A 22,522-nucleotide genomic window follows, 5' to 3' on the forward strand; every position below is an offset into this window, starting at 1 on the left:
CCCGATCCTGCGCAGAAATCGGTCCTGAAAGGAAGACACGTTAAACTCTCACCTCGCGAGGTGCGCCGCCCGCACCCGCCATCCATCGCCAGCCGCGCGCCTGCAGGCCCGGCCCCCGACCCATGGAGTGAGTGTCAATGAGCGGCGGACTCCCGTTTCCCGCATCCCGAATGTCGTTCCCGTCCTCGACGGTCTTCCTGGTGCTCGCCGCCGCGCTGCTGTCCGGCTGCAGCTTGCTGCCGACCCAGAATCCGCCCGCGCCGATCAGCGAGGCGCTCATCGAGCCCGTCCGGGAAACCGCCGGCGAGCCGCTGACGATGCCGCCCGTGCCCGCGCCGACGCACCCGGAGGAACCGGAAGCGCCGAAAAAGCCGCACCGCGAGGTGCCGCGGCCGAAGCCGGTGCAACGTGCCGAACCGCCGGCCCCGCCGCCTCCGCCGCCGCCCCCGCTCGTCGCGACCCGCCCGCTCGACCGCACCCAGATCCATGCGCTGCTCGACAGCGAAGTCGCGCGCCGCAACGGCAAGGTGATCGGCCGCGCGGTCGACATGGTGATCGACACGAGCGGCAAGCCGCGCGAGATGATCGTCAACCTGCAGGGCTTCATGGGCATCGGCGACCGCAAGGTCATCTTCCCGTGGAACGTGTTCCGCTTCACGCCGGGCGGCAAGCAGGAGCCGATCGTGCTCGACGTGCCGTCGGGCGACCTGCCGCCTGCCGCGAGGCCCAAGGCCGTGCCGCTGTCGGGTTCGGCCGCGGCGTCGCCCGCCACGCGGTTGCCGCTGCTCGACAGCGACGTCGAGCGCCCGAACGGCACGAAGATCGGCCGCGTCGTCGACGTGCTGATCGACCGCGCCGCGCAGCCGCAGGCCGTCGTGCTCGACCTCGGCGGCCTCGTCAATACCGACCGCCGTTCGATCGCCGCGAGCTGGGGCGCGCTGCGCTTCGTCACGCGTGACAAGGCGCTGCGCCCGCAGCTCGACCTCAACGACGCACAGATCAAGGCGGCGCCGCCCTACGCGGCCGACAAGCCGATCGTCGCGGTCTACCCGCCCGTTGCCCCGGCACCGGTGCAGGCTTCCTCTGCGAGTGCGACCCGATGACGATCAAGCATTCCGTCACCGTACGTAGTCTGCGGTCCCTCGACTGGCTCAACTTTTTCGTTGCAAACGTTCAAACCGGGTTCGGTCCGTTCATCGCGTCCTACCTCGCGTCGCACAAGTGGACGCAGGGCGAGATCGGCATGGTGCTGTCGATCGGTACGATCAGCGCGATGGTCAGCCAGGTGCCGGGCGGCGCCGCCGTCGACGCGCTGAAGAACAAGAAAGGCGCGGCCGCCTGGGCGATCGTGGCCATCATCCTGTCCGCGGTGCTGCTCGCGTCGAGCCCGACGATCGTGCCGGTGATCGCGGCCGAAGTGTTCCACGGCTTCGCGAGCTGCATGCTCGTGCCGGCGATGGCCGCGATCTCGTTCTCGCTGGTGGGCCGCGCCGACCTCGGCGACCGGCTCGGCCGCAACGCGCGCTGGGCGTCGATCGGCAGCGCGGTCGCGGCGGGCCTGATGGGGCTCACCGGCGAGTATTTCTCCGCGCGCGCGGTGTTCTGGCTGACCGCGGTGCTGGCGTTGCCCGCGCTGTTCGCGCTCGCGATGATCCAGCCGACGCACGAAGTGATTCCGCAGTCGTCGAAGCCCGACGATCACGACGAAGGCGAGCACCGCGAGACGCTGCTCGAGCTGCTGCGCGATCGCCGGATGCTGATCTTCGCGTCATGCGTCGTGCTGTTCCACCTGTCGAACGCGGCGATGCTCAACCTCGCGGCCGGCGAAGTCACGGCCGGGATGGGCGAGAACGTGCAGCTCGTGATCGCCGCGTGCATCATCGTGCCGCAGGCGATCGTCGCGATGCTGTCGCCGTGGGTCGGCCGCTCGTCGCAACGCTGGGGTCGAAGGCCGATCCTGCTGCTCGGCTTCTCCGCGCTGCCGGTGCGCGCACTGCTGTTCGCCGGCGTGAGCAGCCCGTACCTGCTCGTGCCGGTGCAGATGCTCGACGGCATCAGCGCGGCCGTGTTCGGCGTGATGCTGCCGCTGATCGCGGCCGACGTCGCGGGCGGCAAGGGCCGCTACAACCTGTGCATCGGGCTGTTCGGACTTGCGGCCGGAATCGGCGCGACGCTCAGCACGGCCGTGGCCGGCTATGTCGCCGATCACTTCGGCAACACGACCAGCTTCTTCGGGCTCGCCGCGGCCGGCGCGCTCGCGGCGCTGCTGGTGTGGCTCGCGATGCCCGAAACGCGCGTCGACAACGGCGACGTGACCGCCGGCGAGCCGGCCGACGCGTCGCCCGAACAGGCGCACTGACGCCCCGCTTCCCGGCACGACACGATGGATACGATCAGGACACTCAACGAAGCCCGCCAGCAGATCCAGCAGTCGATCTTCGATCTGTTCAAGGGGCTGACCTTCGGCGAACGGCTCACGCAGGGTGCGCTGATGGCGCTGCAGGCGGTGTGCGGCGCGTGCCTCGCGTACACGATCGGCCGCGCGCTGCACACCGAACAGGCCGTGTGGGCGGCGGTCACCGCGATCGCCGTCACGCAGCACAACTACTCGGACACGATGTCGCTGTCGCGCGACCAGTTCATCGGCGCGATGATCGGCGGCCTGCTCGGCTTCGCGGGCGCGGCGCTCGGCGGCGACCGCCTCGTCGCCTATGCGCTCGCGGTCGCGCTCACGATCGTCAGCTGCTGGTGCCTGAACGTCGGCAGCGCGGCGCGGCTCGGCGGCGTGACCGCGACGATCGTGCTGCTGTTTCCGGGCAACGGCCCGCTATGGGACATTCCGCTGATGCGGCTCGGGGAAGTGGCGCTCGGCACCGTGTGTGCGCTGGCCGTGTGCTGGGCGATGTCGCTGATCGAGCGACGCTGGTTCCGCCGGGTGGCGGCAAAGTGACGCGGCGCCGGGCAACACGCCCGGCAGCCGGATGAACGATCGGAAAGAAACGTTACGGACCGACCCGCAGCACGATGCCCGAACCGATCTGCACGAGCAGGTAGTCGCCACCGACGCCGACCCACTGATAGCCGCGCGGCGGCGCACTCAGGTGATAGCCGCGCCAGTCCTCGACCACGTACTGGCGATCGCGGAATTCGCCGGGAAGCCGGTCGCCCTTGTGCCACTCGCGATGCGGCTGGTCGGCCCAGCGCGGCGGCACGTCGTCCTCATGGCGCATCTGGCCGGGCGGCATGTGCTTCGGGCCATGCCCGCGGTGCATGCCATGATTGCCGTGGTTGTCGTCGTTGCCATGACCCTGCGCCATGGCCGCGGGTGCCGCGAAACCCGCCACGATCAGCGCGGCCAGCATCGTCCCGTGCATCTTCTTCATTGTTCTTCCCTCCGAGTTGTCACGTCGAACCGGAAACAACGGTGCCTGCCCGATCAAGACTAGCACACCGGCATGACCTGGCGGCATGCCCCGGCGTCACGCCGCCTGCTGCTGGTACTGGATCCGGTGGAGGTGCGCGTACAGCCCGCCGTGGCGCAGCAATTCTTCGTGGCTGCCCTCTTCGACGATCTTGCCGGCTTCGAGCACGAGGATCCGGTCCGCACGCTCGATCGTCGACAGCCGGTGCGCGATCACGAGCGTCGTGCGCCCTTCCATCAGCCGCTCGAGCGCGGCCTGCACGTGGCGCTCGGATTCCGAATCGAGCGCGGAGGTTGCCTCGTCGAGGATCAGGATCGGCGCGTCCTTGTAGATCGCGCGCGCGATCGCGAGCCGCTGCCGCTGGCCGCCCGACAGACGCATCCCGTTGCCGCCGACCAGCGTGTCGAGCCCGTCGGGCATCGCGGCGACCGCGTCGGCAAGATTCGCGGCCTCGAGTGCCGCCTGCACGCGTGCGCGGTCGGGCGTCTGGCCGTACGCGACGTTCGCGGCGATCGTGTCGTTGAACAGCACGACGTCCTGGCTGACCATCGCCATCTGGCCGCGCAGCGCGTGGAGGTCGTAGTCGGCCACCGGCACGCCGTCCACCAGGATCGCGCCGCCCGTGGGATCGAAGAAGCGCGGCAGCAGGTTCACGAGGGTCGTCTTGCCGCTGCCCGACGGCCCCGCGAGCGCGATCATCTCGCCCGGCGCGACCTTGAACGAAATGCGGTCGAGCGTCGGCCGCTCGGATGCGCCGTAGTCGAACGACACGCCGCGGAACTCGATCTCGCCGCGCGCGTGCGGCAGCGCACGGCCGCCGCCCTGCGGCTCGCCCGGCTCGTCGATCAGCCCGAAGATCAGCTCGGCGGCCGTCATCCCGCGCTGCAGCGGCTGGTTCACGTCGATCAGGTGCTTGAGCGGCGAAATCACGAGCAGCATCGACGTGACGAACGCGACGAAGCCGCCGACCGTCGTCTGATCGTTGGTCGACTGCACGACCGCGATCGTGATCACGACCGCGAGCGCGATCGACGCGAGGAACTGCGTCAGTGGCTGCGCGAGCCCGCCAGAAATCGTCATGCGCATCGCGTAGCCGCGCAGGCGCTTGCTCATCGCGGTGAAGCGGTCCATCTCGTACGTCTCGCCGTTGTGCACCTTGACGACCTTGTAGCCGCCGACCGTCTCCTCGACGATGTACGACAGCTCGTTGGTCAGCGTCTGGTGCTCGCGGTTCAGGCGGCGCAGGCGGCGGTTGATCTTGCTGACGAGCCAGCCGATGCCCGGCAGGATCACCGCGACGATCAGCGTGAGCCGCCAGTTCAGGTAGAACAGGTAGCCGAGCAGGAACATCACGGTCAGCGAGTCGCGCACGAGCGTGACCATCACGCCGGTCAGCACCGCGAGGATCTGGTTGACCTCGAACACGATCGCGTTGATCACCGTGCTCGCCGTCTCGCGCTGGAAGAACGACGCGCCCGTGTGCAGCATCCGCTGGAACATTTCGAGCCGCAGCTGCAGCAGGATGCGGTTCGATACGTAGTTGAGCAGGTAATTCGATGTGTACTGCGACACGCCGCGCACGAGCGCGAGGCCGATCACGGCCATCGGCACGTACCATTTCGCGCGATCGCTGCCGTGCGAGCCGAAGCCATGGTCGAGCAGCGGCTTGAGCAGCGCCGGAATCCCGGCTTCGGTGGCCGCGACGACGCCCATCGTGACGACGGCGAGCACCACGATGCCGATCAGCGGCCGGATGTACGGCCACAGGCGCTTGAGAACCGTGAACGGCGACGTGCCCGTGCCGTCCATCGGTTTGCGAAGAGTGTTCTGGGTTTCCAAGGCAATCCTTCTTGAGCCGCGACGCGGCGCCCGGGGCATGGCTGCCCGGGATTCGCCCAGTCCGGCGGTTGCCGAAAAAGGCCCAACATTATAGCTGTACCGCCCGCGCCGGCACGGCCGTTGCCGAAGCGGCCGCCGGCCGGTGCGCGGGTATACTGCCGCTCACCGTTTTCTCCGCCTTTTCGACGATTTCATGGCAGAACCCACCCTCGGCGTCGCCCTCATCGCCCTCAACGCGGCCGCGCGGCTTGCGCAGTGCCTCGACGCGCTGGCCTTCGCCGACGACGTCGTCGTGATCGACGGCGGCAGCAGCGACGATACCGTCGCGATCGCCCGTGCACATGGCGCCCGCGTGATCGTCGAGCGCGACTGGCCGGGCTTCGGCCCGCAGAAGAACCGCGCGCTCGCCGCGCTCGACACCGACTGGATCCTGTCGCTCGACACCGACGAGGTGGTCAGCCCCGAACTCGCGCAGTCGATTCGTGCGGCCATCCGCGCGCCGGCCGCGCAAGTCTACGCGCTCGACCGGCTGTCGAGCTTCTGCGGCCAGTGGATCCGCCACAGCGGCTGGTATCCGGACTGGGTGCCGCGCCTGTTCCGGCGCGGCGCCGCACGCTTCTCCGACGACCTGGTGCATGAACGGCTCGTGTTCGACACGCCCGCGCAGCGGCTGCCGGGCAAGCTGATGCACTATTCGTACGAGGATTTCGAAACCGTCGTGCGCAAGCTCGATGCGTATTCGACGGCCGGCGCGCGCCAGCGCCGCGCGGCCGGCCAGCGCGGCGGCTTCGGCAAGGCGCTCGCGCGCGGCGCATGGGCGTTCGTGCGGACCTATGTGCTGCGGCGCGGATTTCTCGACGGACGCGCGGGCTTCATGATCGCCGTGTTCAACGCGGAAACGGTGTACTACCGGTTCCTGAAGCTCGGCCACGAGCCGGCCCGCTGAGCGCGGGCCGCCCCGCCCCATCCCGACGCCGCCGGCATGCGGCCGGCCCGGCGTTACAATGCCGGGCTGCCCGCGTGCCATGCGCACCCCAAGCGCGGCGCCGCGCCACGCGCCGCCGACACGACGACCACCGAATCCGACCGCCATGTTCTCCATCATCATCCCGACCTGGAACAACCTGCCGTACCTCAAGCTCGTCGTCGACAGCCTGCGCCGTCATTCGGCCTACGACCACCAGATCATCGTGCACGTGAACGACGGCTCGGACGGCACGCTCGACTGGGTGCGCGGCGAAGGCATCGAGCACACCGCGTCGCCGACCAACATCGGCATCTGCCACGCGGTGAACCTGGCCGCCGCGCGCGCGACGCGCGACTACGTCGTCTACATGAACGACGACATGTACTGCTGCCCCGGCTGGGATGCGGCGCTCGTGCGGCGCATCGAGCAGATGCCGACCGACCTGTTCATGCTGTCCGGCACGATGGTCGAGCCGGTCGACACGCGCAACCCGTGCGTCGTGGTCAGCAATTTCGGCCGCGACGCCGAGCAGTTCGACGCGGCCGGCCTCGTCGCGGCCACGCCGCGGCTCGCGCGCGCGGACTGGCTCGGCTCGACCTGGCCGCCGACGCTCGTGCACCGCGACTGGTGGAACCGCATCGGCGGCTACAGCAGCGAGCTGTCGCCGGGGATGAGCAGCGACAACGACTTCTCGATGAAATTCTGGGACGCCGGCTGCCGGATCTTCCTCGGCGTCGGCGACAGCCTCGTCTATCACTTCCAGCAGAAGAGCACCGGCAAGATCGTCAAGAACGACGGCCGCCGCCAGTTCCTCAACAAATGGGGCATGACGCAGGCCACGTTCGACCGCTATTACCTGCATCGCGGCGAGCCGGCCGGCTCGCGCATCGTGCTCGACACGCCGGCTGTCGACGGGCGCCTCAAACGCGCGCTGCTGCGCTCGCGGATCAAGCGCGCCTTCAGCTGATCCGGCCCCGGAAACGTCACGGAAACGCGCGCCGGTTCGCGTATACTGCGCGCTTCGTCCCGGGCACTGCCGCCGCGGGGCGCGCGGCGCGCAGCACAGTGCCCGCATGCCGCATTCGTCCATTCGACAGGTTCCGATGCTTTCGTTTTCCGCTCCCGCCACGCGGCGCCTGACCGCCGCCCGCGCCTTCGCCGTCATCGCGCTCTGCATGGTGCCCGTCTCGACCGCGCTGACCAACGTGTTCTGCGGGCTGTTCGCCGCCGCGCTCGTGATCTCCCCCGAATTCTGGCGCGAGCTGCGCTCGTTCGTCACCGACCCGGCGTCGCTCGCCGCGCTCCTCATCCTCGCGGCGCTGACCGCGAGCATCACCTATACCGTCGCGCCGCACCCGAAGGCGTGGAACTGGATCGGCAAGTACGACAAGCTGCTGCTGCTGCCGTTTGCGGTGCTCGCGTTCCGCCATTCGAACTGGGCGCCGATCGTGCGGCGCGCGTGGTTCGGCACGCTGTGCGTGATCCTGTTGCTGTCGACCACCAACTATCTCGGCCTGACCGCGATCGGGCCCGCGCATGCGAGCGATCTGCCGCTGTCGCGCGCGTGGGTGTTCAAGAACCATATCGCGGCCGGCATGTTCGGCGCGCTGCTGTTCTATCAGGCCGCCGACCTCGCGCTGTCGGCCCGCACCGCGCTGTCGCGCGCCGCGTATGGCGCCGTCGCCGCGTGGTCGTTGATCAACGTGTTCGTGATGCTGCAAGGGCGCACCGGGCAGGTCATCGCGCTGCTGCTGATCCTCGTCGTCGCGGTGCGTTTCGTGTTGCTGCTGCGCCGCCAGTCGGCGCTGCGCGCCACCCTCGCCGCCGGAACGCTGGTCCTGGCCGGCGTCGCGCTGGTCGCTGCCGCGTGCACGATGCACAACGGCCGCCTCGTGAAGGTCGTGACGGAAGTGCAGCAGTATCGGCAGACCGATGCGGCCACGTCGACCGGGCTGCGTCTCGAGTGGTACAAGAAGGGGCTCGAGCTGTATCGCATGCGCCCCGTGGTCGGCTACGGCGCGGGCGGTCTCGAGTTCGAGTTCGAGAAGCTCACGGCGGGCAAGACGGCCGCCGAAGGCCAGCTCACGTCGAACCCGCATAACGAATACCTGCTGATGGCCGTGCAGCTCGGCACGCTCGGGGTCCTGCTGTTCGTGAACCTGATCGTGCAGATCGCGCGCGGCAGCCGCGCGCTCGACCCGCGTTCGCAGCACCTGCTGCTCGGATGGCTCGCGATCTTCGCGATCGGCAGCCTCGCGAATTCGCTGCTGCTCGATTTCGCCGAAGGCCACCTGCTGGTGCTGCTCGCCGGCATCCTGCTCGGTTGCGCCGAGCGCGGCGAAGCGCTGCCGCGCGAGACGTCGGCGATCCGGCGCAGCGCGTAACGCGCGGGGGTAGCGGACTGGCGAGCGGCGCATGTTGCCGCTCACCTCGGCTCGTCTTCAATGATGGCGGCGCGCGCCGCTGCCCGATGCGCGGCCGCAAGCCTTCGATGCGTGGCACCGCGGTGCCACGCTCTGCCCTTCAAATCAGGAAACGTGCGGGGTTCGCGCGTCAGTCCGAGCGCGCGCGATGCAGCCGCGACGTGTCGATGACCGCATCGGCGGCGTCCGGCGGATTCAGCCCGAGCATCTCGGCCGCCGCCATCTTCACACGCTGCGTGCCGAGATTGACGAGGCAGTCACTGTGGCTGTCCACATGGCGCTCGCAGCCCTCCTGCCGGCACGGCACGCAATCGCCCTCACCCTGCAGCAGCCATACGTTGCCGTGCCGCGCGGAGCCGCGCAGCGCCCACGGGTTTTCGGTCGGCGGCCAATGCTGCGGCCACGGCCCCCAGCGCACCGGGTCGGACGGACCGAACAGCGCGATCGTGTCGACACCCGTCGCGGCCGCAACGTGCGTCGCGCCCGTATCGGGCCCGATGAATAGCCGCGCGCGCCGCACGAGTTCCGCGCTTTCGCCGAACGTGAGGCGGCCCACCAGGTTCAGCACGTCGCCGCCGGCCCCGGCCGCGACCTGCTCCGCGTACTCGCGCTCGCGATCGGCCGGGCCGCCCGACAGCGCGATCGCGAACCCCTGCCCGCGCAGCCATTCGATCATCTCGATCCAGCCTTCGAGCCGCCATTGCTTGTAGCGAAACATCGGATACGGATGCAGCACCACGAGCGGCTTGCCGTCGCGGATGGCCGGCGACTCCGCAAGCCATGCGTCGAAACGCGCGCGCCGCGCGGGATCGTCGCCGATCCCCGGCGCCACGACCTCGGACACCGGCTCGATGCCAATCACCGGCGCGAGCGCGAGCGTGCTGACGACCGTGTGCGCGGACTCGTGGTGATTGATCGCGATGCCGTTCAGCATCATCCGCGTGAGCCACGTGACGCGGTTCGGATCGACGAGGCCGACGCGCTTGCGGCCGGCGAACCAGCTATAGAAGCGCGGCCGGTCGGAACTCAGTGCCGCGCACGCGAGATCGTAGCGGCGCCACATCGACAGCGCGTCGCGCAGCCGTTCCCGGAACCCGGCGCGCTGCGCGACGACGATCACGCGCCGCACGTCGGGGTTGTGCTCCAGCACGCCCTCGGTGCCGCGAAACACCAGCATGTCGATCTGCGCGTCGGGCCAGCGCGCCTTCAGCGAACGCACGAGCGGCGTCGTCAGCAGCACGTCGCCGATGCGGCGCGGTGCGGCGACGAGGATGGTTCTGGGCGGGCGGGCGGAAGAAAACAGGGACACGACGATCGTTCCGTCTAGCTGGCTGGACAAGGCTCGCAATGTACAGGATTTTGCGGCGGCAGGCGTGGCGTCGGGTGGCGGGCTTCGAGTGTGGGCGGCACGTTCAGGCGGCGGGTGGTAGCCGGTGCCGCCGTTTCTGGCGACGCGGTAACGGCGGGTGGGGGATGGCGGGGGGCGGGTGGCGGGTGGCGGGCCCCGGAATTCGAGCGCGGGCGGCAGGTCCCGGCGGCGGTAAGTAGCCGGCGCTGCCGTTTCTGGCGACGCGGCAACGGCGGGCAGCCGGCGGCCGGCGTCTAGCGTGGGTGGCACGTCCCGGCGGCGGCCAGTAGCCGGCGCTGCCGTTACTGGCGACGCGGCAACGCGCCAACGGCGGGCGGCGGGCGTCGAGCATGGGCGGCACGTTCCAGCGGCGGCCGGTAGCCGGCGCGGCCGTTTCTGGCGACGCGGCGACGGCGCTCCGCGCGCGGCGTGCCTGCGGCCACCGCGCCCCGTTTCGCCCGTTTCGCCCGTTTCGCCCGTTTGCTCCCGTTTCCTGCCGCTCGCCTGCCCCCGGCTCAGCGCCGGCCGGGCGCGCTACGAAACGATCGCACCGACCTCAGGCAGGACTAGCGTGACGTCCGGAAGCGGCAGCGCGCAGCCCGTCGCGTCGTCGGCCTGCCCCGGCTTCTCCAACAGATGCAGCACCGCGCGCTCAACCGCGTCGACGCCGATCGCGTCGACCGTCGCGCCGGCCCGCAGGATCATGTGCGGCACGCCGAGCGGATGCCAGCGCCGGTATTTCTCGGGACGGTCCTCGAACAGCGCGGCCACCGGCACGCCGAGCGCCGACGCGAGATGCACGGGCGCGCTGTCGGCCGACACGATCGCGTCGAGCAGGCTCGCGGCGGCCACCAGTTCGGCCACCGACGACGGCGCGACATGCCGGGCGTTCACATCCCGCCACGCGTCGCCGGCGGGGCCGGCGCCGGCCGACACCGCGGGATCGCGGAACACGATCACGTCGGCGAACGGCGCGAGCCGCCGGCCGAGATCGCACCATCGATCGGCCGGCCAGCGCCGCTCCACCGCCTTGTTCGAGACGAACAGCCCGACGCGCGGCTTCGTGCGGGCCCCGAGCAGCCGATACCAGGTGTCCTGCAGCGCGCGATCCGGATGGACGGACAGCGCGAGACCGTCGAGATCGGTACGACCGAGTTCGGGCACGAGCCGGAATCCCGACAGCGCTTCATGGCACATCGGCCGCGTCGCGACGTGTGCGGGCTTGCGATCGTCGAATTCGGAATCGGCATCGTGCCAGCGGCAATCCTTGACGCCGAGCTGCCGTGCCAACTGGATGCTGCTGCGATGCATGCCGCCGTTCGGCACGACCACCAGGTCGAACCGCAGGCGGCGCAGCCGTCGCACGAGCCGCAGCCGGTCGAAGAACGCGCGCATCCGTCCGGGGCGGTCGTTGCGCTCGCACTGACGGCTGTACACATACGTATGGACCGCGTGCACGTCCGGGTTGCCGTCCAGCGCGCTCGCGTTGTAGCGGTTCGCGACCACGTGCAGTTCCGCGTCCGGCCAGCGGCGTTTGAGCGCGCCGAGGAAAGCGGTCGTGCACAGCATGTCGCCCAGAAAATCAATCCGGATCACGAGGATCCGCCGCTTCGGTGTCTCGTTGGCCATTGTTATCGCGTAACTGTCGATTTCTTATCGTCGTGCACCGACCGGCATCCTGACGTCCAGCGCCGTGCCGGCCTCCTCGCGTGGTCGCTCACGGCACCGCGCCGCATCGTGTGCGGCGCGCAACCGCCCCCGTTTTCGAGCGCGTGGCAGCATGCCAGCCGGTGGACGGACCACGGCCGGCGGCGGATCTGCATCGCGCGCGACGGATTGTATAGCGTCCTGATGACAGCCCCAAGCACCTGCCAAAATGGAAACGGCCCGCCGCACCGCGCGAAGGCGATGCGACGGGCCGCGGAAGTGCCGACCGTCCGGCGGGGCCGCGCTCAGTACGTGATTTCGACGACGCTGCCGTCGAACGTCGCGCGCAGCTCCGCGAGCAGCGTGTCGCTCGGCTTCACGCGCCACGCGTCGCCAAGACGCATTTCACCCTGCGCGCGTGCGTTGCTGTAGTGAACCTGCACCGCGAGGCCGTTCGGCAACGGTGCCTGCGGGCGACGGCCGCCGTCGCGCCCGCCGCCACGCGGCACGGGCGCGTCGAACGCGGGCGCGGCCGCCGAATCGTCCTTCGACACGTGCGGTTCGAGCACGCGGCGCAGCGCCGTCGCATCCGCATTGCCGTTCATCGTGAGCCGCACCGCCTGCGCGTAGCGGCTGCGCGCACGCTCGAGATCCATCACCGTGTCGGCCGTGAAGCGCAGACCGCCGGTGAACGCGTCGTTGCGCGCCTGCCCCTGCACGATCAGCAGTTCGTCTTCCTTGAACAGCGCCTTGTTCGCCTCGAACTGCTCGTTGAAGATCGTGATCTCGCACTGGCCCGAACCGTCGTCGAGCAACGCGATCAGCATCTTGCCGCGCTGGGTCATCTGCGTGCGCAGCGACGCGATGATGCCCGCGACGAGCTTGTCGCGCCCCTCCTTCAGATCGCCGATCTTCTGCCTCACGAACCGGCGCACTTCGTCGCGATACGCGTCGAACAGGTGGCCGGACAGGTAGAAGCCGAGCGCGCCCTTCTCTTCCTGCAGGCGGCGCTTGTCGTCCCACGCGGGTTCGTCGACGAGCGCATGCGCGTGCGGCGACTCGGCGCCCATGTCGAACAGGCCGGCCTGCATCGCGTTCGCCGCGGCCTGCTCGGCCGCTTCCATCGCGAGCGGCACCGACGCGAGCATCTGCGCGCGGTTCGCGTTCAGCGAATCGAACGCGCCGGCGCGGATCAGCGCCTCGACCGTGCGGCGATTGACGACGCGCCGGTCGATCCGCTCGCAGAAGTCGAACAGGTCGGTGAACGGCTTTTCCTCGCGCGCACGCAGGATTTCCTCGATCGCGTTCTGGCCGCTGCCCTTCACCGCGCCGAGGCCGTAGCGGATCGTGCGCGAGCGCTTGCCGTCGGCTTCGCCGACCGGCTCGAAGCGGTAATGCGACTGGTTGATGTCCGGCGGCAGCACGACGAGGTTGTTCACGATGCAATCGTCGAACAGGATCTTCACCTTGTCGGTGTCGTCCATCGCGAGCGTCATGTTGGCCGCCATGAATTCGGCCGGATGGTGCGCCTTCAGCCACGCGGTGTAATACGCGAGCAATGCATAGGCTGCCGCGTGCGACTTGTTGAAGCCGTAGCCCGCGAACTTCTCCATCAAGTCGAAGATCTCGTCGGACTTCTCGCGCGTGAGGCCGTTCTTCGCCGCACCCTCGGCGAAGATCTCGCGATGCTTGACCATCTCCTCGGGCTTCTTCTTGCCCATCGCGCGACGCAGCAAGTCGGCGCCGCCGAGCGAGTAGCCGCCGATGATCTGCGCCATCTGCATCACCTGCTCCTGATAGACCATGATGCCGTAGGTCTCTTTCAGGACGGGTTCGACGCGCGGATCCGGATACTCGACCTTCTCGCGGCCGTGCTTACGTGCGCAAAAGCTCGGGATCAGGTCCATCGGGCCCGGACGGTACAACGACACGAGCGCGATGATGTCCTCGAAGCGGTCGGGCTGCGCGTCCTTCAGCATGCCCTGCATCCCGCGGCTTTCCAGCTGGAACACGGCGACCGTGTTGGCCTTCTTCAGGATCTGGAACGACGCGGGATCGTCGAGCGGCACCTGCGCGAGCGACCAGTCGGCCTTCGACGCATCGAGGCGGCGGATGTAGCGCTCGGCCCAGTCGAGGATCGTCAGCGTCGTGAGACCCAGAAAGTCGAACTTCACGAGGCCGACGGCTTCGACGTCGTCCTTGTCGTACTGGCTGACGACGCCGCCGTCGTCGCCCTGCGTGTACAGCGGGCAGAAATCGGTCAGCTTGCCGGGTGCGATCAGCACGCCGCCCGCGTGCATCCCGACGTTACGCGTCAGCCCCTCGACGCGCTGCGCGAGGTCGAGCAGCTGGTGCACTTCGTCCTCGTGGTCGTAGCGCTCCTGCAGTTGCGGCTCTTCCTTCATCGCGTCGGCAATCGTCACGTGCTTGCCCGGCTTGAACGGGATCAGCTTCGCAATGCCGTCGGTGAACATGTAGCCGAGATCGAGCACGCGGCCGATGTCGCGCACGGCCGCCTTCGCGGCCATCGTGCCGAAGGTGGCGATCTGCGACACGGCGTCCGCGCCGTATTTTTCCTTCACGTACTGGATCACGCGATCGCGGCCGTGCTGGCAGAAGTCGATGTCGAAGTCGGGCATCGACACGCGTTCCGGATTCAGGAATCGCTCGAACAGCAGGTTGTAGCGCAGCGGATCCAGATCGGTGATGCCGAGCGCGTACGCGACCAGCGAGCCGGCGCCCGAGCCGCGGCCCGGGCCGACCGGCACGCCGTTGTTCTTCGCCCAGTTGATGAAGTCGGCAACGATCAGGAAGTAGCCCGGGAAGCCCATCTTCGTGATGGTCCCGCACTCGAATTCGAGCCGCTTGTAGTACGTGTCGCGCTGCGCGTCACGCTCGGCCGTATCCGGAAACAGCTGTTCGAGGCGCTTCTCGAGCCCCTCCTTCGACAGCTGGACCAGGTAATCGTCGAGCGACATGCCGTCCGGCGTCGGGAACAGCGGCAGCTTCGGCTTGCCGAGCTCGAGCTTCAGGTTGCAGCGCTTCGCGATCTCGACCGTGTTCGCGACCGCCGACGGCAGATCGGCGAACAGCGCGACCATCTCGTCCTGCGTGCGGAAGTACTGATCGGTCGTAAAGCGTTTCTGGCGCCGCGGATTCGCGAGCATGTCGCCTTCCGAGATGCACACGCGCGCTTCGTGCGCGGTGAAATCATCGTCGGTCATGAACTGCGTCGGATGCGTCGCGACGACCGGCAGACCGAGCGACGCGGCGAGCGTCGCGGCCTGCTGGATGTACGCCTCGGCGCCCGGCTGGCCGTAACGCTGCAGCTCGATGTAGAAGCCGCCCGGGAACACCTTCGCCCAGCGCTCGGCATGACGGCGCGCGGCTTCCTCGTTACCGGCCGCGAACGCGAGCCCGATATCGCCCTGCTGCGCGCCCGACAGCGCGAGCAGCCCTTGCGACAGCTCGCCGTCGAGCCAGCTCGCGTCGAGCTCCGCGCGGCCGCGGTACTGGTTCGTGAGCCATGCCTTCGACAGCAGCTCGCACAGGTTCAGGTAGCCGACCTTGTCCTTCACCAGCAGCAGCAGGCGCGACGGTTTGTCGCGATCGTCCGGATTGGTGATCCAGACGTCGCAGCCGGCGATCGGCTTGATGCCCTTGCCGCGGGCTTCCTGGTAGAAACGGACGAGGCCGAATGCGTTGCCGAGATCGGTGAGGGCGAGCGCGCCCTGGCCGTCCGCGGCCGCCGCCTTGACGATGTCGTCGAGACGCACGATGCCGTCGGCAATCGAGAATTCGGAGTGAACGCGAAGATGGACGAAGCGAGGATCTGACATGGGCGTTATTGTAGCCGCGTCGTCGCGCAGGCTGCCCAAAAAATCCCCGCGCCCGGCCGTTCGGCCGATGCATGCGATGCTGGCCGAACGGTCGGGTGCCGGCGCATGCGCAGTTTGCGGGATAATACGGGTTTTCGAATCTTCGCCCCGGCTTCGCACCCTTTTTTGCGGGGCCGCCGTGCGCCCCGCCGCACGGCCGCGGCCGTTTCCCGTCGGACCATCATGACCATCGTCAACCTCGCCGCCTACCACTTCGTGTCGATCGACGCGACCGAGCAATGGCGCCCCCTCGTCACCGCCCGCTGCAACGAACTCGGCCTGCGCGGCACGATCCTGCTCGCGCCGGAAGGCATCAACCTGTTCGTCGCCGGCCCGCGCGAAGCGACCGACGCGTTCATCGACTACATCCGCCACGATCCGCTGTTCGAAGGCAAGTTCGCGACGCTGCAGTTCAAGGAGAGCCTGTCCGACTCGCAGCCGTTCCGCCGGATGCTCGTGCGCCTGAAGCGCGAGATCATCACGATGAAGAAGCCCGCGATCAAGCCCGAGCTCGGCCGCGCGCCGTCGGTCGACGCACGCACGCTGAAGGCGTGGCTCGACCGCGGCCACGACGACGCCGGCCGCCCGGTCGTGATGCTCGACACGCGCAATGCGTTCGAAGTGGACGTCGGCACGTTCGACGGCGCGCTCGACTACCGAATCGACAAGTTCAGCGAGTTCCCGGAAGTGATCGACGCGAACCGCGCCGATCTCGAGGGCCGGACGGTCGTGTCGTTCTGCACCGGAGGGATCCGTTGCGAGAAGGCGGCGATCCACATGAAGGAAATCGGCATCGACAACGTGTACCAGCTCGAGGGCGGGATCCTGAAGTATTTCGAGGAAGTCGGCGGCGCGCACTATCACGGCGACTGCTTCGTGTTCGACTACCGCACCGCGCTGAACCCGCAACTGCAGCCGACCGAGAACGTCACGTGCTTCGCGTGCCGCGCGGTCGTCACGGCGGAAGCGCAACAATCGCCGAGCTACGTGCCCGGCAAGTCGTGCCCGGCCTGCGCGCAGGCAGCCAGCGCCGCGTAAGCGCGCGTTGCGCCGTGCCCCGATGAACGGCTACCGCGGCCGCTTCGCGCCGTCGCCCACCGGCCCGCTGCATTTCGGCTCGCTGGTCGGTGCGCTCGCGAGCTGGCTCGATGCGCGCACGCACGGCGGCGCGTGGCTCGTGCGCATCGAGGACATCGACGGCCCGCGCACGGTGCCCGGCGCCGCCGACGACATCCTCGCGACGCTCGCGCATTTCGGCATGACGCCCGACGAGCCGCCCGTCTGGCAAAGCACGCGCGACGCCGAGTATGCGGCCGCGCTCGCACGGCTCGTCGCCGCGGGGCGCGTCTATCCGTGCGGCTGCACGCGCAAGGAAATCGCCGATTCGCTGCGTGCCGCGCACGAGCGCCACACGACGCTCGCGTACCCGGGCACCTGCCGCACCGGCCTGCACGGCAAGCCCGCGCGTGCGTGGCGGCTGCGCGTGCCGGACGGCGACGATGCGATCGTCACGTTCGACGACCGCTGGCAGCACACGCAAACGCAGAACCTCGCGACCGAAGTCGGCGATTTCGTGCTGAAGCGCGCGGACGGCCAATGGGCGTATCAGCTCGCGGTCGTGGTCGACGATGCCGACGCGGGCATCACGCACGTGGTGCGCGGCGCCGACCTGCTCGATTCGACCGCGCGCCAGATCTACCTGCAGCGCTGTCTCGGCGTGCCGACACCCGCCTATCTGCACGTGCCCGTCGTCGTCGACGCGAATGGCGAAAAGCTCAGCAAGCAGACGGGCGCGATCGCGCTCGAACGCGACGATCCGCTGCCGGCACTGCGGGCCGCCGCCGCGCATCTCGGCCTGGCGATCGATGGCGATCCGTCGGGCGATACGATGGATGCGTTCTACGCGGCCGCGACCAACGCGTGGGCGCGTCGCTTCGGACAGCGCGCCGATTGAATCGCGCGCGGGACACCGGTCCGTGCCGACCGTGTTCCTGCATCCGTCAGCGCCGAATCCGGTGGCACGAGGCAGCACGCCCGCTGACCACAACGCACCGGAGCGTCACCCGGACTACGCCCTCCCCACGCGGCACGTCATGGCCCCCGCCTCCCCGCAATCCGCTCGCCCAATAAAAAACGGGCACATGCTCATCGCATGCACCCGTTTCAGCGGCAGCGCTCGCGCGCCGCACCAACCGCTTGAACCGCCCGCTTACGCCGACGGCTTGCGCGGCATCCCGAAGCCGCCGAGCAGCGCGGCGACCTGACGCTTCGGCCCCTTCTTCTCGTGCTGCGCGGACTGCGTCTCTTCCGGCTGCGTCGCCGGCACCGACGGTTCGTACGGCTTCAGGAAGAAATCGTCGACCGGCGCCTCGTGGCGACGATGATGGCCGCTACGCTCGGACCCACCCGAACGACGCGCCGACGCACCGCGATGCTCGTCGCGCTCGCGACGGCCGCCGCGTTCACCACCGCGTTCGCCGCTGCGCTCCCCGCCGCGCTCGTCGTGACGATGACGCGACGGCTTGTCGAGCGCGAGCGTCTGCACCTCGAGCGGACGCTTGATCAGCTTTTCGATATCGGCCAGCTGCTTGCGCTCGTTCGGGCTGCACAGCGACAGCGCATCGCCCGTCGCGCCCGCGCGGCCCGTGCGGCCGATCCGGTGCACGTAGTCTTCCGCGTTGAACGGCAGGTCGAAGTTGATCACGGCCGGCAGTTCGGCGATATCGAGACCGCGCGCGGCCACGTCGGTCGCGACCAGCGCCTCGATCTCGCCACGCTTGAACGCGTCGAGCGCCTGCATCCGCTCGAGCTGCGACTTGTCGCCGTGGATCGCCGACGCGACCACGCCGTCGCGCTCGAGATTGCGCGCCAGCCGGCTCGCGCCGATCTTGCTGTTGCAGAACACGAGCACCTGCTTGAGCCCGCGATCGCGCAACAGCTGCACGACGGCCCCGTGCTTGTCGCCTTCGGCGACGTCGTAGACGATCTGCGTGACGTTCGCGTTGGTCGAGTTGCTGCGCGCGACCTCGATCGTCTGCGGGTTGCGCAAGTAGGTCGATGCGAGCTTCTTGATTTCCGGCGAGAAGGTGGCCGAGAACAGCAGCGTCTGGCGTTCCTTCGGCAGCAGGTTCAGGATGCGCTGCAGGTCGGGCAGGAAACCCATGTCGAGCATCCGGTCGGCTTCGTCGAGCACGAGGATCTGGACCTGACCGAGGTTCGCCGTCTTTTGCTGCACGTGGTCGAGCAGGCGGCCCGGCGTCGCGATCAGGATCTCGACGCCGCGGCGCAGCTCGGCCATCTGCGGATTCATGTCGACGCCGCCGAACACGACCGCGCTGCGCAGCGACGTGTGCTTCGCATACGCGTGCACGTTCGCGGCGACCTGGTCGGCGAGCTCGCGGGTCGGCGTGAGGATCAGCGCGCGCACCGGGTGTCGCGCCGGGGACGCGCTCGTGCTGGCCTGCGGCAGCAGCCGCTGGATGATCGGCAGCGAGAAGCTCGCGGTCTTGCCGGTACCCGTTTGCGCGGCGCCCATGACGTCGCGGCCGGCGAGCACGACCGGAATGGCCTGCGCCTGGATCGGCGTCGGCGTCGTATAACCCTGCTCCGCAATGGCTTTCAGGATATCGGCGGCAAGGCCGAATTGATCGAAGGTTGCGTCGACTGGCTTGGCGACAGAATCGGACATGGTGGCGTTTCGCTCAAAAGGCGCGGCGGGGACATCGTGCGTCAGGCCCGCCGGGCCTGCGCTCATCACAATTCGGAAGTAGACGGAGCCGCGGCGCGCCGCGCGGCGCCGCTCTGGCGCTCGGGACCGGTTCGATTCGAACAACGGGCACCACAGGCCGTGCGGACTCCGTTCGGCGCGAATGCCGGCGGAAAGGGCCGTATTGTAGCACTGCCCGGCCATCTGTCCGTGACAACACCGAGAACGGCCCTGGGGGGCGGTTCGCGGCATGCGCCGGGAGGCCGGGCGCGGGCGATGTGGCGGGCAATCGGGCTATCCCGATCGGCCGATGGTTGCCATTCGGGGCCGGATCGCGGTCGTGTTGATCGGGAAAATCACTGGGCAGCCGGCGAGGCCCCGGGGGCCGCCCGATCTGCCGTCCGGTTCAGGAAGCGCCCCGGGCGGCCGAGCCGGGCGCGCCGGTCGCAGCGCGATCCGCTCACCCGCATCGCGTACCCAATCGCGTCCGGCACTCAGCCCTTCTTCTTTTTCTTCTTCTCGACCTGCATGCAGTCGCCCAGCAGCGGTGCCGCATTCTGGTCGGCGATCTCATCGCGCAGCGTCCCTTCCCTGCCCTTCGTCCACCACGTATAGCGTCCGGCCTGATAGCGCGCGCCCGACGCCGATACGGTGTCGACGAACAACAACTGCTGCCCGTTGACCGGCACCAGCGCGAAGCTCTGGCCGTTGGCCGCGCGCCAGTACGACACGCGTACCGGCTGCTTCAGGTTCGCGCACTGATAGACGGTCTGCTCGCGCGCATCGGCGTCGATTTCCTCGACGGTCAGTTGCGCGGCATGCGCGACGGAAACGGCAGTGCCGGCCAGCGCGAGCGCGGCGAAGGTTTGGCGAATCATGCAGATCCTTTCACGAGACGGGTGAAAGCGCGCCCTCGCTGAACGCGCGGTTATCGTTGGTGATTGACCGAGGGGCCGAGAGGACGAGGGTTCGGCGCTCAGGGATCGATGACGTCGGCGCACGCGTCGGTCGGCGCGGCCGCGACATGGCCGACGAGCGGCACGATCTTCAGCCCGGCCGATGCGATCCGGCACGGTGCGGCCGCGACGCCGCAACCCGTGAGACTCGCGATCAGCGCCAGCCCGGCGCCCAGCCTGCCGATTCGTCCGATCCACCGCCATGTCGATGCCATTGCGCGCGCCTCCTCTCGTCAGCGCGCCGACACGGGCCGCACGGCCGCCGCGGCACGCTTCGCGCGTTCGCGGGCTTCGTCGACGCTCGCGCCGGTCGCGAGTGCGACGCCCATGCGCCGCTTCGCAAAGCTTTCCGGTTTGCCGAACAGGCGCAGGTCGGCGCCCGGCACGGCCAGCGCGTCGCGCACACCCTCGAACGCGATGCCGCGCTCGTCGAGCCCGCCGTAGATCACCGCCGACGCGGCCGGCGAACCGAGCGTCGGATCGACCGGCAGCCCGAGAATCGCGCGCGCATGCAGCTCGAACTCCGACTGGCGCTGCGACGCGAGCGTGACGAGGCCGGTGTCGTGCGGCCGCGGGCTCACCTCGGAGAACCAGACGTCGTCGCCGCGCACGAACAGCTCGACGCCGAACAATCCGCGCCCGCCGAGCGCCTCGGTCACCTTGTGCGCGATCTCGCGCGACTTTTCCAGCGCGAGCGCGCTCATCGGCTGCGGCTGCCACGATTCGACGTAGTCGCCCGCCACCTGCACGTGGCCGACCGGCTCGCAGAAGTAGGTGCGCGTCTCGAGCGTCGCCGGGTCGATCGCGCGCACGGTCAGCTGCGTGATCTCGTATTCGAAATCGATGAAGCCTTCGACGATCACGCGGCCGTGGTTCACGCGGCCGCCCGCCATCGCGTAGTCCCACGCGGGCTTCACGTCGGCTTCGCTCCGCACGACCGACTGCCCCTTGCCCGACGACGACATCACGGGCTTCACGACGCACGGCATGCCGATCTTCGCGACGGCCGCGCTGAATGCGTCGAACGAATCCGCGAACGCGTACGGCGACGTCGCGAGCCCGAGCTCCTCGGCCGCGAGCCGGCGGATGCCTTCGCGGTTCATCGTGAGCTGCGTCGCGCGCGCGGTCGGAATCACCTCGGCCAGGCCGGCCGCCTCGATCGCGGCGAGCGCGTCGGTCGCGATCGCCTCGATCTCCGGCACGATCAGGTGCGGACGCTCGGCCTCGACGACCGCGCGCAGCGCGGCGGCGTCGGTCATGTCGATCACGTGCGCGCGATGCGCGACCTGGTGGCCGGGCGCGTCCGGATAGCGGTCGACCGCGACGACTTCGACGCCGAGCCGCTGCAACGCGATGATGACTTCCTTGCCGAGTTCGCCCGCGCCGAGCAGCATGACGCGCGTGGCCGAGGGAGAAAGCGGCGTACCGAGCCGCTGACCGATCTGCATGTGATTTCCCGCTGGTTCTGTTGGAGGACGAAAACGGCTTCGATGTTAACACGCGCACCGGCGCCGGTTTGGCCGCTTTCGTCGCGCCGTCGCGCCGCCGCCCCGCCGCGCGCGGCCCTCAGGCGGGATGCGAACGTTTTCACGCGCGAAGTGTCGGCTCGCCTCGCGCGGGGCGGGTGCGTTACTCTTACGCCTTGTTCAGAATCCGATGAGGAACGAGGCTCATGTCCCACTTGTCCGCCGCCGCACGCGCTCGCACCGGTCTGCTTCGCCCGTTGCGCGCGTCGCTCTGCGCGTTGACGCTTGCCACGCTTCTCGCCGCCTGCGCGATGCCGACCCACCCCGATTCCGCCGCCCCCGCACCCGACCCGTACAACCCGGCCGCCGTCCAGCTGCTCGACGACACGAGCTGGGAGCTCACGAGCTGGCTGAACGCCGACGGCACGTCGCGCACGATTCCGCACGGCGACAACGGCGAGCCGATCAAGCTCGCGCTGTCCACCGAATCGGGCGTGCGACGCGCCAGCGGCTTTTCGGGCTGCAACCGTTACATGGGCACCTATGCGCTGAAGAACGGTCTGCTGAGCTTCGGGCCGCTCGCCGGCACGCGCATGGCGTGCCCGAACGCGCTCGGCGGCCAGCTCGAGCACGCGTACCTCGATGCGCTCGCGCACATCGAAAAGACCGGCGTGCAGATGCGCGAGCCGCAGCAACTGCAAATCGTGACCGAAGCCGGCGCGACGCTGACCTTCACGCGCCGGAGCCCCTGATGCAGCGCGCGGGCGAAGGCCGGCCGGCCGCCTTCACCACGCGCGGAACCCGGACGCATCCGTCCCGCAGCGTGGAAGCGCACCGCTGCCTTCATGCTGCATTAGAGTCCTGTTCGTC

General features: G+C 69.1%; 18 protein-coding genes. 9 read left to right on the top strand and 9 right to left on the bottom strand.

All coding sequences use genetic code 11. The features are described from left to right. The first annotated feature begins 137 nt into the window (after positions 1 to 137). From SB771_RS04390 to SB771_RS04400, 3 genes are read left to right on the top strand one after another with little or no spacing between them, the layout of a single operon-like run. Complete coding sequence (locus SB771_RS04390) at positions 138 to 1,103, top strand: PRC-barrel domain-containing protein (protein WP_175660192.1); 966 nt, start codon at positions 138 to 140, stop codon at positions 1,101 to 1,103. Continuing rightward, on the top strand, positions 1,100 to 2,359 hold the full coding sequence (locus SB771_RS04395) for an MFS transporter (RefSeq protein WP_105830725.1): 1,260 nt from the start codon (positions 1,100 to 1,102) through the stop codon (positions 2,357 to 2,359). Before SB771_RS04390 ends, SB771_RS04395 begins: the two co-directional genes overlap by 4 nt. 24 nt (positions 2,360 to 2,383) lie before the next feature. Then, on the top strand, positions 2,384 to 2,950 hold the full coding sequence (locus SB771_RS04400) for an FUSC family protein (RefSeq protein ID WP_175660193.1): 567 nt from the start codon (positions 2,384 to 2,386) through the stop codon (positions 2,948 to 2,950). Between the two features lie 52 nt (positions 2,951 to 3,002). On the opposite strand, the gene SB771_RS04405 is transcribed toward SB771_RS04400, so the two are convergent. Both SB771_RS04405 and msbA read right to left on the bottom strand, forming a co-directional pair. Further along, a complete protein-coding gene (locus SB771_RS04405; protein ID WP_006752228.1) occupies positions 3,003 to 3,383 on the bottom strand; it encodes an RcnB family protein in 381 nt (126 codons plus the stop codon). 96 nt (positions 3,384 to 3,479) lie between these two features. Continuing rightward, positions 3,480 to 5,231 carry a lipid A export permease/ATP-binding protein MsbA gene (gene msbA / locus SB771_RS04410; RefSeq protein ID WP_011657530.1) on the bottom strand — a complete coding sequence of 584 codons (1,752 nt, stop codon included), beginning with the start codon at positions 5,229 to 5,231 and terminating at the stop codon, positions 3,480 to 3,482. Positions 5,232 to 5,454: 223 nt separating this feature from the next. Here msbA and SB771_RS04415 point away from each other — a divergent pair, with 223 nt between their 5' ends. From SB771_RS04415 to SB771_RS04425, 3 genes are all read left to right on the top strand, one after another. Next, positions 5,455 to 6,207 (top strand): glycosyltransferase family 2 protein, encoded by a 753-nt coding sequence (locus SB771_RS04415; protein WP_175660194.1) that lies wholly within the window; start codon positions 5,455 to 5,457, stop codon positions 6,205 to 6,207. Positions 6,208 to 6,352: 145 nt separating this feature from the next. Then, positions 6,353 to 7,195, top strand: a complete 843-nt coding sequence (locus SB771_RS04420) for a glycosyltransferase family 2 protein (protein WP_175656579.1) — start codon at positions 6,353 to 6,355, stop codon at positions 7,193 to 7,195. Positions 7,196 to 7,331: 136 nt separating this feature from the next. Then, the gene (locus tag SB771_RS04425) at positions 7,332 to 8,612 is read left to right on the top strand and encodes an O-antigen ligase family protein (RefSeq protein WP_175660195.1); all 1,281 of its coding nucleotides are present in this window, start codon (positions 7,332 to 7,334) and stop codon (positions 8,610 to 8,612) included. Between the two features lie 169 nt (positions 8,613 to 8,781). Here SB771_RS04425 and SB771_RS04430 read toward each other — a convergent pair whose 3' ends face one another. The 3 genes from SB771_RS04430 to dnaE all read right to left on the bottom strand — a co-directional run bounded on the left by SB771_RS04430 (position 8,782) and on the right by dnaE (position 15,485). Next, the gene (locus SB771_RS04430; protein ID WP_175660196.1) at positions 8,782 to 9,960 is read right to left on the bottom strand and encodes a glycosyltransferase family 9 protein; all 1,179 of its coding nucleotides are present in this window, start codon (positions 9,958 to 9,960) and stop codon (positions 8,782 to 8,784) included. 573 nt (positions 9,961 to 10,533) lie between these two features. Next, positions 10,534 to 11,628: a glycosyltransferase family 9 protein gene (locus SB771_RS04435; protein ID WP_175660197.1), complete on the bottom strand. Its 1,095-nt coding sequence runs from the start codon at positions 11,626 to 11,628 to the stop codon at positions 10,534 to 10,536. Between the two features lie 323 nt (positions 11,629 to 11,951). Beyond that, positions 11,952 to 15,485 (bottom strand): DNA polymerase III subunit alpha, encoded by a 3,534-nt coding sequence (dnaE, locus tag SB771_RS04440; protein ID WP_175660198.1) that lies wholly within the window; start codon positions 15,483 to 15,485, stop codon positions 11,952 to 11,954. Positions 15,486 to 15,707: 222 nt separating this feature from the next. Here dnaE and SB771_RS04445 point away from each other — a divergent pair, with 222 nt between their 5' ends. Further along, a complete protein-coding gene (locus tag SB771_RS04445) occupies positions 15,708 to 16,562 on the top strand; it encodes a sulfurtransferase (protein WP_175660199.1) in 855 nt (284 codons plus the stop codon). Positions 16,563 to 16,584: 22 nt separating this feature from the next. Beyond that, positions 16,585 to 17,478, top strand: coding sequence for a tRNA glutamyl-Q(34) synthetase GluQRS (gene gluQRS / locus SB771_RS04450; protein ID WP_175660200.1), 894 nt, complete (start codon positions 16,585 to 16,587; stop codon positions 17,476 to 17,478). A 255-nt stretch (positions 17,479 to 17,733) separates the two neighbouring features. On the opposite strand, the gene SB771_RS04455 is transcribed toward gluQRS, so the two are convergent. The 4 genes from SB771_RS04455 to purT all read right to left on the bottom strand — a co-directional run bounded on the left by SB771_RS04455 (position 17,734) and on the right by purT (position 21,634). Continuing rightward, the gene (locus SB771_RS04455) at positions 17,734 to 19,278 is read right to left on the bottom strand and encodes a DEAD/DEAH box helicase (RefSeq protein WP_175660201.1); all 1,545 of its coding nucleotides are present in this window, start codon (positions 19,276 to 19,278) and stop codon (positions 17,734 to 17,736) included. Positions 19,279 to 19,724: 446 nt separating this feature from the next. Then, positions 19,725 to 20,108, bottom strand: a complete 384-nt coding sequence (locus SB771_RS04460; RefSeq protein ID WP_166725539.1) for an MliC family protein — start codon at positions 20,106 to 20,108, stop codon at positions 19,725 to 19,727. A gap of 98 nt (positions 20,109 to 20,206) precedes the next feature. After that, positions 20,207 to 20,401: a DUF6726 family protein gene (locus tag SB771_RS04465; protein ID WP_175660202.1), complete on the bottom strand. Its 195-nt coding sequence runs from the start codon at positions 20,399 to 20,401 to the stop codon at positions 20,207 to 20,209. Between the two features lie 18 nt (positions 20,402 to 20,419). Next, positions 20,420 to 21,634, bottom strand: a complete 1,215-nt coding sequence (purT, locus tag SB771_RS04470; RefSeq protein ID WP_126228264.1) for a formate-dependent phosphoribosylglycinamide formyltransferase — start codon at positions 21,632 to 21,634, stop codon at positions 20,420 to 20,422. A 224-nt stretch (positions 21,635 to 21,858) separates the two neighbouring features. On the opposite strand from purT, the gene SB771_RS04475 reads away from it, so the two are divergent. Further along, on the top strand, positions 21,859 to 22,404 hold the full coding sequence (locus SB771_RS04475) for an META domain-containing protein (protein WP_175660203.1): 546 nt from the start codon (positions 21,859 to 21,861) through the stop codon (positions 22,402 to 22,404). Positions 22,405 to 22,522: the final 118 nt, after the last annotated feature.

It is taken from the genome of Burkholderia sp. SIMBA_051 (assembly GCF_046534915.1).
Lineage (GTDB): Bacteria > Pseudomonadota > Gammaproteobacteria > Burkholderiales > Burkholderiaceae > Burkholderia > Burkholderia ambifaria.

Bases quoted from the DNA above. Each gene is read 5' to 3' on its own strand.
- SB771_RS04390 (WP_175660192.1), top strand. From the start codon at position 138: ATGAGCGGCGGACTCCCGTTTCCCGCATCCCGAATGTCGTTCCCGTCC.
- SB771_RS04395 (WP_105830725.1), top strand. From the start codon at position 1,100: ATGACGATCAAGCATTCCGTCACCGTACGTAGTCTGCGGTCCCTCGAC.
- SB771_RS04400 (WP_175660193.1), top strand. From the start codon at position 2,384: ATGGATACGATCAGGACACTCAACGAAGCCCGCCAGCAGATCCAGCAG.
- SB771_RS04405 (WP_006752228.1), bottom strand. From the start codon at position 3,383: ATGAAGAAGATGCACGGGACGATGCTGGCCGCGCTGATCGTGGCGGGT.
- msbA (WP_011657530.1), bottom strand. From the start codon at position 5,231: ATGGACGGCACGGGCACGTCGCCGTTCACGGTTCTCAAGCGCCTGTGG.
- SB771_RS04415 (WP_175660194.1), top strand. From the start codon at position 5,455: ATGGCAGAACCCACCCTCGGCGTCGCCCTCATCGCCCTCAACGCGGCC.
- SB771_RS04420 (WP_175656579.1), top strand. From the start codon at position 6,353: ATGTTCTCCATCATCATCCCGACCTGGAACAACCTGCCGTACCTCAAG.
- SB771_RS04425 (WP_175660195.1), top strand. From the start codon at position 7,332: ATGCTTTCGTTTTCCGCTCCCGCCACGCGGCGCCTGACCGCCGCCCGC.
- SB771_RS04435 (WP_175660197.1), bottom strand. From the start codon at position 11,628: ATGGCCAACGAGACACCGAAGCGGCGGATCCTCGTGATCCGGATTGAT.
- dnaE (WP_175660198.1), bottom strand. From the start codon at position 15,485: ATGTCAGATCCTCGCTTCGTCCATCTTCGCGTTCACTCCGAATTCTCG.
- SB771_RS04445 (WP_175660199.1), top strand. From the start codon at position 15,708: ATGACCATCGTCAACCTCGCCGCCTACCACTTCGTGTCGATCGACGCG.
- gluQRS (WP_175660200.1), top strand. From the start codon at position 16,585: ATGAACGGCTACCGCGGCCGCTTCGCGCCGTCGCCCACCGGCCCGCTG.
- SB771_RS04455 (WP_175660201.1), bottom strand. From the start codon at position 19,278: ATGAGCGCAGGCCCGGCGGGCCTGACGCACGATGTCCCCGCCGCGCCT.
- SB771_RS04460 (WP_166725539.1), bottom strand. From the start codon at position 20,108: ATGATTCGCCAAACCTTCGCCGCGCTCGCGCTGGCCGGCACTGCCGTT.
- SB771_RS04465 (WP_175660202.1), bottom strand. From the start codon at position 20,401: ATGGCATCGACATGGCGGTGGATCGGACGAATCGGCAGGCTGGGCGCC.
- purT (WP_126228264.1), bottom strand. From the start codon at position 21,634: ATGCAGATCGGTCAGCGGCTCGGTACGCCGCTTTCTCCCTCGGCCACG.
- SB771_RS04475 (WP_175660203.1), top strand. From the start codon at position 21,859: ATGTCCCACTTGTCCGCCGCCGCACGCGCTCGCACCGGTCTGCTTCGC.